This window comes from Streptomyces sp. P5F9, assembly GCF_057961495.1.
This window is the reverse complement of sequence record NZ_JBXVPZ010000352.1, coordinates 1-10,458: the sequence shown is the minus strand read 5'-3', so window position 1 is coordinate 10,458 and position 10,458 is coordinate 1. Positions and strand designations below refer to the sequence as shown.

Below are 10,458 nucleotides of genomic sequence, written 5' to 3'. Positions count from 1 at the left end.
CTACCGAGCCGGAGGGAGCGCGGGCCCGCCGGGCGGCCGGCTGCGGCGGAGGGAGGAGGTGAGGCCGGGCGGCGGGCCGGACGGGCGCCGGGACCGGGCCGGCGCCGAGGGGCGTTGCCCCCTTCTGGCCGTTCGGGCCTGGCCGGTCCGGGCACTCGGCGGCGCGGCGGTTCCCTGTCGGACACTTCCGTCACCTGCCGGGGGTTGTCGGGGTGGAGGACTGTGCTGTGGAGGACTGTGCTGTGGAGGTCTGGGTTGTAGAGGTCTGGGTTGTAGAGGTCTGTGCTGTAGAGGTCTGTCCTGCGGAGGCCTGTGCGGGCCGGGTCGCGACCGGGGTGGCCGCAGGGGCCGGTGCCGGTACGGCGGCCGCGGGGCCCGGGCTCAGGCTCGAACTGGTGCTCGGGCTCGGGCTCGGCCTGCTGACGAGTGCTTCGGGTGCGAGGACCACCGGTGCGCTCACGGTCTTGTCGGCGGCCTGCTCCGGGACACCCTTCACGGTGCCGTTCGGGTCGAGGAAGGCGGGGTCTCCGCCGGGCACCATGCCCAGCTCGTGGGCGCGGCGCTGGAGGGCGTCGGGGGCGGAGTAGGCGTCGACGTCCCGCTGGAGGGCCTGTTCCTCGTCGGTGAGGCTCTTCGTCTGCTTCTGAAGGTCGTCCAGCTTGAACTGCCCTTCGCTGAGCGCGGAGTTCAGCACCAGCAGTCCGATCAGGCCGCCGCCCAGGAGGAGGACGACAAGGAGGACGAACGGGGTCCGGGCTGCCTGGATCCCACCTGCCTGTGCGGGCCCGGTCGGGAAGAGCCGCGCGAGACGGGCGGCTCTTCCTCTCAGTTCGGGTTTCCTACTCACTCACGCCCCCTGAGTTGGAATGTCAAACCCCCGAGTTGGAATATCAAACCCGCACGCCACGCGCGCCGCACCCACACGCCACGCCCTCACCCCGCACTCAATCAACCCGTGCTCAATCAACCCGCACTCAATCAACCCGCGCTCAATCAACGACGTCCTCCCTGATGCGCTGAGCCCCCCGCAGCCGCGCGGGTGCCGCTCGTCGGTTCTCGGCGACCTCTTCCTCGGTGGGAAGTTCGGCACCGCGCGTCAGGAGCTTGAGCCGGGGCTGGTACCGCTCGGGCACGACCGGCAGCCCAGGAGGCGCGGTGTTGGCGGCGCCGGCCGCGAACACCTGCTTGACCAGGCGGTCTTCGAGCGAGTGGTACGACAGGACGGCGATCCGGCCACCCACGGCAAGCGACTTCACGGCGGCGGGGATCGCGCTCTCCAGGACGGACAGTTCGCCGTTGACCTCGATGCGCAGCGCCTGGAAGGTGCGCTTGGCCGGGTTGCCGCCGGTGCGCTTGGCGGCCTGCGGCAGCGAGTCGCGGATCAGCTCGACGAGCCGCGCGCTGTTGCTGAACGGCTCCTTGTCGCGCTCGCGGACGACCGCGGAGACGATCCGCTTGGCCTGCTTCTCCTCGCCGTACGCCCGCAGGATGCGGACGAGTTCGCCGGGCGCGTAGGTGTTGAGGACCTCGGCGGCGCTGATGCCGGTCGTCTGGTCCATGCGCATGTCGAGGGGGGCGTCCTGGGCGTAGGCGAAGCCGCGGTCGGCCTCGTCGAGCTGCATGGAGGAGACGCCGAGGTCGAACAGAACGCCCTCCACGCGCGCGAGGCCGAGCCGCTCCAGTACGTCGGGCAACTCGTCGTAGACCGCGTGCACGAGGGTGGCGCGGTCGCCGAAGGGGGCGAGGCGCTCACCGGAGAGGCGCAGGGCCTCCTTGTCGCGGTCGAGGGCGACGAGGCGGGCCTCGGGGAACTGGGTCAGCAGTGCCTCGCTGTGCCCGCCGAGGCCGAGCGTGCAGTCGACGACCACCGCGCCCGGCCGCTCCAGCGCGGGGGCCAACATGTCCAGGCACCGCTGGAGCATCACCGGGACGTGTCGACTCTGGCTCAAGGGGCCCTCTCAGATCCGGCACGGGCCCTACGCACCGCCGGGTCCCCGCCCTCCCCCAGCTTTGCTGGGGAACCCCCCAGAAGGGGAAGCCTGCCGGCGCCGAAGGCGTCAGCCGACCGGGAGCGGGAGGAGGCCGAGCCGTACGTACGCGCCGCGCGCGTGTCGTTCAAGCTGGGGGAGAATCCGGAAGGTCGCCGGGGTCTCCGGGAAAAGTCCAGCAGGGAGAGCCTCGCCTCCCGCTTCGCGCAACTTTAGTCCACGCTGTCTCACGGTCAATCAACCGGCCTGCGCGTCGCGGGCCCGGGTGCTTGCGAAGCCTCAAAACGGGAAGAATCGCCCGGACGGGTGCACCCCCGCCACCCGTGTGGGTTACCTCACAAGAGGACGCAATGACGCTCTTTTTCCCGTCCCGCACCAAGACCGCACCGCCGGTGACCAGTACCGTCATAGGTATGACGACCTCCGCATCCGTACCCACAGAGTCCGAAGGCGCCATAACCGACGGCGGGACCGTGACGGACCGCCTCGTCGGGGCCAACGCGCAGTACGCCGCCGCCTTCACCGATCCCGGCATGGACGCCCATCCCGTTCTGCAGGTGGCCGTGGTGGCCTGCATGGACGCCCGTCTCGACCTGCACGCCGCGCTCGGCCTGGAGCTGGGCGACTGCCACACCATCCGCAACGCGGGCGGTGTGGTCACCGACGACGTGATTCGTTCCCTCACCATCAGCCAGCGGGCGCTCGGCACCCGCAGTGTCGTTCTCATCCACCACACCGGCTGCGGCCTGGAGTCCCTCACCGAGGAGTTCAGGCACGACCTGGAGATGGAGGTCGGCCAGCGCCCCGCCTGGGCGGTGGAGGCCTTCCGGGACGTCGAGCAGGACGTACGGCAGTCCATGCAGCGTGTGCGCACCTCGCCGTTCCTGCTGCACACTGACGATGTGCGCGGCTTCGTCTTCGACGTGAAGTCGGGTCTGCTGCGCGAGATCGACCCCGCCTGACGCACCCGCCCGCCCCGAAACTTCGAAAAGTTCGCCTCTCGGACCGCCCAAAAGGTCGTAAGACCCGACAAAGCGAAGGCAGTTGTCCACAGGCGAGTGACACGAACCGGTAACGGCAACAAGAATGCGGGTGTGGCGTCACGCGGAACTTTTCCCGCGTGCCGTCCGTGTTTCGGGGTGGGCCGGTCCGCAGTGCGTGCGCCGGCCCATGGAAAGAACGGGCCGAGGAGGGCCGGGTGACGACCTATGACGATCGAGCGAGCCTTACAGATCTGACCGCCACTGTGGAGCGAGTCCGCAGTTCGGTGGAAGGAGTGATCGAGGGCAAGCCCGAGGTCGTACGGCTTTCGCTGACCGTGCTGCTCGCCGAGGGACATCTTCTGATCGAGGACGTTCCGGGTGTGGGCAAGACAATGCTGGCCAAGGCGCTGGCGCGGTCGATCGACTGTTCGGTGCGGCGAATCCAGTTCACGCCCGACCTGCTGCCCTCGGACATCACCGGTGTGTCCATCTGGGACCAGCAGCAGCGGGACTTCGAGTTCAAACCGGGCGCGATCTTCGCGCAGATCGTGATCGGCGACGAGATCAACCGCGCCTCGCCGAAGACCCAGTCCGCGCTCCTGGAGTCCATGGAGGAGCGGCAGGTCACCATCGACGGCCAGACCTACGAGCTGCCCAGCCCCTTCATGGTGGTCGCCACGCAGAACCCGGTCGAGATGGAGGGCACCTATCCGCTGCCCGAGGCGCAGCGCGACCGCTTCATGGCCCGGGTCTCCATCGGCTATCCCAGCGCGGAGGCCGAGTTGCAGATGCTCGACATCCACGGCGGGGTGAGCCCGCTGGACGACCTCCAGCCCGTGGCCCACGCGCACGACATCGTCAAGCTGGTCGAGGCGGTCCGCGGCGTCCATGTCGCCGACCCGGTGCGCAGGTACGCGGTGGACCTGGTCTCCGCCACGCGCAACCACCCCGACCTCAGACTCGGCGCCTCCCCGCGCGCGACGCTGCACCTGCTGCGCGCGGCGAAGGCCTCCGCCGCCCTGAGCGGCCGTGAGTACGCGCTGCCGGACGACATCCAGGCGCTCGCGGTCGCGGTCCTGGCGCACCGCCTGCTGCCCACCGCGCAGGCCCAGCTGAACCGTCGTACGGCGGAGCAGGTCGTCCAGGAGATCCTCCAGCGCACCCCCGTGCCCGCGGCGCCGGCCCCGCAGAGCGGCCTGGGCCTCGGGGCGTACGGGCAGCAGCCGCCCCGGAGGCTGTGATGACCACCGGGGAGGCGGAGACCGACCGGGACGAGAAGGGCGGTGTCCGTACGGCCCTGGCCGGGCTGACGACCCGTGGACGCTCCTTCCTGGCCGCCGGTATCGCCGCCGCGGTCTGCGCGTACGTCCTGGGGCAGAGCGATCTGCTCCGGGTCGGGCTGCTGCTGGCGGTGCTGCCCCTGGTCTGTGCGACCGTGCTCTACCGCACCCGCTACCGGGTGGCAGGCAGCCGCCGGCTCTCGCCCGCGCGCGTGCCCGCGGGCAGCGAGGCCCGCGTCCACCTGCGGATGGACAACGTCTCGCGGCTGCCCACGGGCCTGCTGATGCTCCAGGACCGGGTGCCGTACGTGCTCGGCCCGCGCCCCCGCTTCGTCCTGGACCGGGTCGAGGCGGGCGGCCGGCGCGAGGTGTCCTACCGGGTCCGCTCCGACCTGCGCGGCCGCTACCCCCTGGGCCCGCTCCAGCTCCGCCTGACGGACCCCTTCGGGATGTGCGAACTGACCCGCTCCTTCTCGACCTTCGACACCCTCACCGTCATCCCGCGCGTGGAGGCCCTCCCCCCGGTCCGCCTCAGCGGCGAGGCCAAGGGCTACGGCGACGGCCGCAACCGCTCGCTGGCCCTGGCGGGCGAGGACGACGTGATCCCGCGCGGGTACCGCTACGGCGACGACCTGCGCCGCGTGCACTGGCGCTCCACCGCGCGCTACGGCGAGCTGATGGTGCGCCGCGAGGAGCAGCCGCAGCGCGCCCGCTGCACGGTCCTGCTCGACACCCGGGGCATCGCCTTCGCGGGCCAGGGCCCGGACTCGGCCTTCGAGTGGGCCGTCTCCGGCGCCGCCTCCGTCCTGGTGCACATGCTGGAACGGGGCTTCTCCGTACGGCTGTTGAGCGACACCGGCAACTCGGTGCCCGGCCAGGACGCCGACGGCTTCGCGGGCGCGAGCCAGGAGTCGGCGGACGCGGCCGGGCTGATGATGGACACCCTCGCGGTGATCGACCACTCGGACGGCTCGGGCCTGTCCCGGGCCTACGACGTCCTGCGCGGCGGGAACGAAGGGCTGCTGGTGGCCTTCTTCGGCGACCTCGACGAGGAGCAGGCCGCGGTGGTCGCGCGGATGCGCCAGCGCAGCGGGGGCGCCCTCGCCTTCGTGCTGGACAGCGACGGCTGGGTGCGTGAGTCGACCGATGTCCCCGGTGCCGGGGACGAGCCCGAGGAGCGGCTGCGGATGCTGCGCGACGCGGGCTGGACCGCTGTGGGCGTGCCGCGCGGCGCGTCCCTGACCGATCTGTGGCAACAGGCCGACCGGGAGCGGAACGGCATCACCGCGACCGGGCTCGGGGAGGGATGGGCATGAGCGGGCGGGCACGACTGGCGATCTGCGCCTGGGTCGCCACACTGCTGGCGTCCTGCGCGATGCTGCCCCTGGTCTCCCCGGCGACCTGGATCGTCCAGGCCGCCTTCATGCTGGCGATCCAGACCGGCGTGGGCGCGGCGACCCGGCGGGTGCCGCTGGCCCGGCCGCTGACGGTCGCGGCGCAGGCCCTGGTCACGCTGCTGATGCTGACCCTGGTCTTCGCGCACGCGCAGGCCCTCGCCGGGTTCGTCCCGGGCCCCGAGGCCTTCCAGCACTTCGCCGACCTGCTGCAGCAGGGCTCCGACGACGTCTCCCGGTACGCGATCCCGGCACCGCTGCACGACGGCATCCGGCTGATGCTCATCGGCGGCGTCCTGGTGATCGGCCTCGCGGTGGACACGCTCGCGGTCACCTTCCGCAGCGCGGCCCCGGCCGGACTGCCGCTGCTCGCGCTGTACTCGGTCGCCGCCGGGCTGTCCGAGAGCAGCGTCAGCTGGCTGTGGTTCCTGCTCGCCGCCGCCGGCTATCTGATGCTGCTGCTGGCCGAGGGCCGTGACCGGCTCGCCCAGTGGGGCCGCGTCTTCGGCGGGGCGCCCCGCACCACCCCGGGCTCGGAGTCCCCGGGCCCGCTCGCCCCGGTCCGCACCGGGCGGCGGATCGGCGCGGTCGCGATGGCCATCGCCCTGCTGCCGCTGCCCACCATCTCGGGCGGCCTGCTGGACGCGGCCGGGACCGGCGTGGGCGCGGGCAACGGAAGCGGCGGCACGATCTCCGCGGTCAACCCGCTGGTCTCGCTGCGCGACAGCCTGAACGTGGACGAGAACCGCCAGGTCCTGTCCGTGCGCACCAACACGAACGACATCTCGGACATGTATCTGCGGATCGTGTCCCTGGACGACTTCGACGGCACCACCTGGAAGCCGTCCCAGCGGCACATCCAGGGTGTGCCGAGCACGTTCCCGACCCCGACCGGTCTCGGCGCCGACATCAAGCGCTCGGAGATCAAGACCCGGATCTCGGCCGCGGACTGGTACGCCCAGGACTGGCTGCCGATGCCGTACCCGCCCAGCGGCGTGAGCATCGACGGCAGTTGGCGCTACGAACCGGTGGGCATGACGGTCGTCGGCGATCACGGGCAGAACACCCGCGGGGTGACCTACCAGGTCACCAGCCTCGACGTGCAGCCGACCGCGGAGCAGCTGGCCACGGCGCCGGAGCCGTCGGCGGCCCTGCGGAACCAGTACACGAAGGTGCCGAAGTCGCTCCCGGCAGTCGTGGCCGACACCGCCCGCAAGGTCACCGCGGGTTCGACCAGTCACTACGAGCAGGCGGTCAAGCTCCAGGACTACTTCGCGGTGACCGGCGGCTTCCAGTACGACACCCAGGTGGACGTCGGCACCGGCCGCGACGCGATCGCCAAGTTCCTGAAGGACAAGCAGGGTTTCTGCGTCCACTTCTCCTTCGCGATGGCGGCGATGGCCCGCACCCTGGGCATCCCGGCCCGGGTCGCGGTGGGCTTCGCGCCGGGCACCCCGGAGGCGAACGGCTCGGTGTCGGTGGGCCTGAAGGACGCGCACGCCTGGCCCGAGCTGTACTTCGAGGGCGTGGGCTGGACCCGCTTCGAGCCGACCCCCAACCGGGGCTCGGTGCCGTCGTACACCCAGTCGACCACCCCCGGCAGCGACGTCCCGGACCCGGCCCTCCCCTCGACCTCGACGAGCACGGCGCCCTCCGCGGCCCCCTCGGCGAGCGAGAGCTGCACGGCCCAGCTGCGGAAGCTGGACGGCTGCGCGAGCCAGGCCCCGGCGATCGCGGCGGGCGGTGACCCGCACGGTCCCTGGTGGTACGTGCAGATGGTGGCGCTGGGCCTGGGCGCGCTCCTGCTGCTGACGACCCCGTTCTCGCCGATGCTGTGGCGGACCCGGATGCGGTCCGTACGGCTGGGAGCGCACGGTCGTACGGAGGCGGAGGCGGCGGTCCACACGCTGGCGGTGTGGGAGGAACTGACCGATACCGCCTGGGACTTCGGGATCTCGCCCGACGAGTCGCTGACCCCGCGCAGGGCGGCGGCGCGGATCGTGGAACTCGGGCATCTCGCTCCACCGTCGGCCGCCTCGGTGCACCGGGTGGCGGACGCCGTGGAGCAGGTCCTGTACGCACCCCGGCCGCAGCTCGCGGCGGGGCTCGCGCAGGACGTCCGGCGGGTGGTCGTCGGGTTCCAGGACACGTCCGGCCGCTCCACGCGGCTGCGCGCACTGGTCGCCCCGCGCTCGACCGTCCGGGTGGTGTGGGCGCTGTCGGCCTGGCGGACGTCGGTGACGACGCGGGCGGCGGCGCTGTGGCCGACCCCGCGCAAGCCGTCCGGACAGCGGGGCTAGCGAGCGCGGCCCGAAGAAGCACAGCGGGGCATACGGGCACAGCAGGGCATACAGGAGGGGGTGACCACCGGTTCGGTGGTCACCCCCTCACTCGTGTCTTGAGGAGCGCCGCGTGTGCTGCTTCTGCGGGGCCGGGTGTTGCTACTGACCGCCCTGTTGCTCGTCGCGGCGGCGCTGCCAGCGCTGCTCGATACGATCCATCACCGAGCGCCGCTGCCGTCCCTGGCTGCGGGCGTGCGGAGCGCCTGCGGCGGGCTGTTCGCCAGGCTTGGGGGCCTTGCGCCAACCGGTCACGGCGAGTACCGCGCAGCCCAGCATGACGAGGAATCCCACCACGCTGACCCAAATCTGCAGCGTGACCATGCCGGCGATGAGGAGCGCGATACCTACGAGAAAGCCGGCCACTGCCTGGTAGACCCGTCGCCGGGTGTACGTGCGCAGGCCGCTTCCTTCGAGCGCTGTCGCGAACTTGGGGTCTTCGGCGTACAGCGCTCGCTCCATCTGCTCAAGCATTCGCTGCTCGTGCTCCGAGAGCGGCACGGAGTCCTCCTCATCGTGCAGTCGCCGGGGCGACCCGGGGGGTCCCTTCAGGATAGGCAGGGAATCGCCCCCGTGAAACCCGCCCCTCTACGCCAATTGGCCAACCGGAACCCGCCATGGCCGTTCCGACTCGCTGAGGCTTCCATTCCCCAGGAGCCGTCCCGTCATGCCGGGCGGTCTCCCTCGATCATACGGCGCCGGGCCCCCGATCGGGGGGCCTGTGGCGTACTCCATGTGCTGTCGAGCCCCTGATCAGGGGTCCGGCGCGGGAGGCCACTCACGCCTCGCCGGCACCTCGCGTCTCGCCGAGCACATGAAGCTGCGTGGCCACGGAGTGGAACGCCGGGAGCTCGGCCGCCGCGGCCTCCAGCTTCAGCAGCGCGTCCAGGGCGCCGGGCTCGGTGTCCACGAGGACTCCGGGAACCAGGTCGGCGAAGACCCGCACCCCGTGCACGGCGCCGACGTCCAGGCCCGCGCCCTCGACGAACGCGGCGAGCTGCTCGGCGGTGAAACGGTGCGGGACGGGGTCGGCGTCGCCCCAGCGGCCGTTCGGGTCGTCGAGGGCCTGCCGGGCCTCCTTGAAGTGGCCGGCGAGGGCGCGCGCGAGCACGGCACCGCCGAGCCCGGCGGCGAGCAGGCTGAGGACGCCCTCGGGGCGCAGCGCGGCCACCACCGTGCGGACGCCCTCGGCGGGGTCGTCCACGTATTCCAGGACGCCGTGGCACAGCACCGCGTCGTAGCCGCCGCGCTCGACCACGTCGAAGAGGCCGTGCGCGTCGCCCTGGACGCCCCGTACGCGGTCGACGACACCGGCCTCGGCGGCGCGGCGCTCCAGCGCGAACAGCGCGTTCGGGCTGGGGTCGACGACGGTGACGCGGTGCCCGAGGCGGGCGACGGGCACCGCGAAGTTGCCGCTGCCGCCTCCGGTGTCGAGGACGTCCAGCGCGTCCCGACCCGCGGCCTTGACCCGGCGGTCGAGGGCGTCCTGAAGGACGTCCCAGACCACGGCGGTACGGAGGGAGGCGCGGGGGCGGCTCGGGTCCGACACGGCAGTTGACTCCTCGGCGCGGCACCGCCTGTGCACGGCGGAGCGAACGGGCTGCCTCCCCGGCCCGGGTACGGGCGGAGGGAAGGCTTCAGGCGCCTTCCACCCTATTGCCTCCGGTGCCGTACCTGGTCATGTGTCTCACGCGGCGGAGCAGCACATCGATACAGCCCCGCGCCCCAGCCCCGCGCCCCTTTGGAGCGCTCCTCACCCTGCGCGGTCCCCCGGCCGCTCCGGGTCCTGGCGTGGCTGGGGCAGGACCGGCTGGAGGACGAGCATCCGCTCGACCAGGCGCAGGAACATCGCCACGTCGCGTATGAGGTCGTCGGCGTCCCGGCGGGTCGCCGCGCCCTGGATGCCCGCCTCGGCCCGCGCGCGGCGCCGGGCGCCGGAGGCGAACAGGGCGCTCCACTCGGTGAGTTCGGGCGCGATCTCGGGGAGCACTTCCCAGGCGCTGCGGATACGGCCGCGGCGCCGGGCGGTGGGCTCCGGCTGGACGCGCGCGGCGAGTACCGCGGCGGCGGTGCGCAGGGCGGCCAAGTGGGCTGTGGCGTAGCGCTCGTTCGACGTTTCGAGGACGGCTGCCTCGTCCAGTCCCGCACGGGCCTGGGCGAGGAGGTCGAGGGCGGCTGGTGGGGCCGTGGCCCGGCGGAGCACGGGGTGCACGTCGCTCGCCGGGCCGGTCAGTGAGGGGGCAGGGCCGGAGGCGCGGCGCCGACGGGCGGCGGCTGCGGACGAGTTGGCCATGACGAACCTCCTGTCGTCGTGTGACGGCACGCCCAGTCAGGTAGTGCCGTATGTGCCCCATCGTGGGGTATGGCACTGACAATCCGTTCTGACCTGCGCTTTTGCTTCGATCGAAGGTTCGGGTTACTTTTTGCACTGACCAGTCAGTTCAAAAGTTGGCTTTGCGGGCAGGGGGCGGGGA

The 10,458-nt window shown here is 72.0% G+C and carries 9 protein-coding genes; 4 read left to right on the top strand and 5 right to left on the bottom strand.

Annotated elements, in window-relative coordinates; translation table 11 throughout:
* Positions 1-190: 190 nt before the first annotated feature.
* Positions 191-847 (bottom strand): cell division protein FtsL, encoded by a 657-nt coding sequence (ftsL, locus tag AC31A1_RS37800; RefSeq protein ID WP_489657622.1) that lies wholly within the window; start codon positions 845-847, stop codon positions 191-193.
* A 142-nt stretch (positions 848-989) separates the two neighbouring features.
* The gene (gene rsmH, locus AC31A1_RS37795) at positions 990-1,949 is read right to left on the bottom strand and encodes a 16S rRNA (cytosine(1402)-N(4))-methyltransferase RsmH (RefSeq protein ID WP_365988059.1); all 960 of its coding nucleotides are present in this window, start codon (positions 1,947-1,949) and stop codon (positions 990-992) included.
* A 452-nt stretch (positions 1,950-2,401) separates the two neighbouring features.
* Here rsmH and AC31A1_RS37790 point away from each other — a divergent pair, with 452 nt between their 5' ends.
* The 4 genes from AC31A1_RS37790 (at position 2,402) to AC31A1_RS37775 (ending at position 7,945) form a co-directional block, all read left to right on the top strand.
* Positions 2,402-2,950, top strand: coding sequence for a beta-class carbonic anhydrase (locus AC31A1_RS37790; RefSeq protein WP_489657621.1), 549 nt, complete (start codon positions 2,402-2,404; stop codon positions 2,948-2,950).
* Between the two features lie 236 nt (positions 2,951-3,186).
* Positions 3,187-4,212 (top strand): AAA family ATPase, encoded by a 1,026-nt coding sequence (locus AC31A1_RS37785; protein WP_393753132.1) that lies wholly within the window; start codon positions 3,187-3,189, stop codon positions 4,210-4,212.
* Positions 4,212-5,567: a DUF58 domain-containing protein gene (locus AC31A1_RS37780; protein WP_366494029.1), complete on the top strand. Its 1,356-nt coding sequence runs from the start codon at positions 4,212-4,214 to the stop codon at positions 5,565-5,567. The genes AC31A1_RS37785 and AC31A1_RS37780 overlap by 1 nt, the downstream gene beginning before the upstream one ends.
* The gene (locus AC31A1_RS37775) at positions 5,564-7,945 is read left to right on the top strand and encodes a transglutaminase TgpA family protein (RefSeq protein WP_489657620.1); all 2,382 of its coding nucleotides are present in this window, start codon (positions 5,564-5,566) and stop codon (positions 7,943-7,945) included. Before AC31A1_RS37780 ends, AC31A1_RS37775 begins: the two co-directional genes overlap by 4 nt.
* 141 nt (positions 7,946-8,086) lie before the next feature.
* Here AC31A1_RS37775 and AC31A1_RS37770 read toward each other — a convergent pair whose 3' ends face one another.
* From AC31A1_RS37770 to AC31A1_RS37760, 3 genes are all read right to left on the bottom strand, one after another.
* A complete protein-coding gene (locus AC31A1_RS37770) occupies positions 8,087-8,485 on the bottom strand; it encodes an SCO2097 family morphological protein (protein ID WP_327404724.1) in 399 nt (132 codons plus the stop codon).
* Between the two features lie 277 nt (positions 8,486-8,762).
* Positions 8,763-9,533 carry a methyltransferase gene (locus AC31A1_RS37765; protein WP_489657619.1) on the bottom strand — a complete coding sequence of 257 codons (771 nt, stop codon included), beginning with the start codon at positions 9,531-9,533 and terminating at the stop codon, positions 8,763-8,765.
* Between the two features lie 204 nt (positions 9,534-9,737).
* Positions 9,738-10,277, bottom strand: coding sequence for an SAV_6107 family HEPN domain-containing protein (locus AC31A1_RS37760; RefSeq protein ID WP_033284448.1), 540 nt, complete (start codon positions 10,275-10,277; stop codon positions 9,738-9,740).
* Positions 10,278-10,458 lie beyond the last annotated feature (181 nt).

Coding starts and splice junctions, on each gene's coding strand:
- AC31A1_RS37790 (WP_489657621.1), top strand. CDS start 2,402: ATGACGACCTCCGCATCCGTACCCACAGAGTCCGAAGGCGCCATAACC.
- AC31A1_RS37780 (WP_366494029.1), top strand. CDS start 4,212: ATGACCACCGGGGAGGCGGAGACCGACCGGGACGAGAAGGGCGGTGTC.
- AC31A1_RS37775 (WP_489657620.1), top strand. CDS start 5,564: ATGAGCGGGCGGGCACGACTGGCGATCTGCGCCTGGGTCGCCACACTG.
- AC31A1_RS37760 (WP_033284448.1), bottom strand. CDS start 10,277: ATGGCCAACTCGTCCGCAGCCGCCGCCCGTCGGCGCCGCGCCTCCGGC.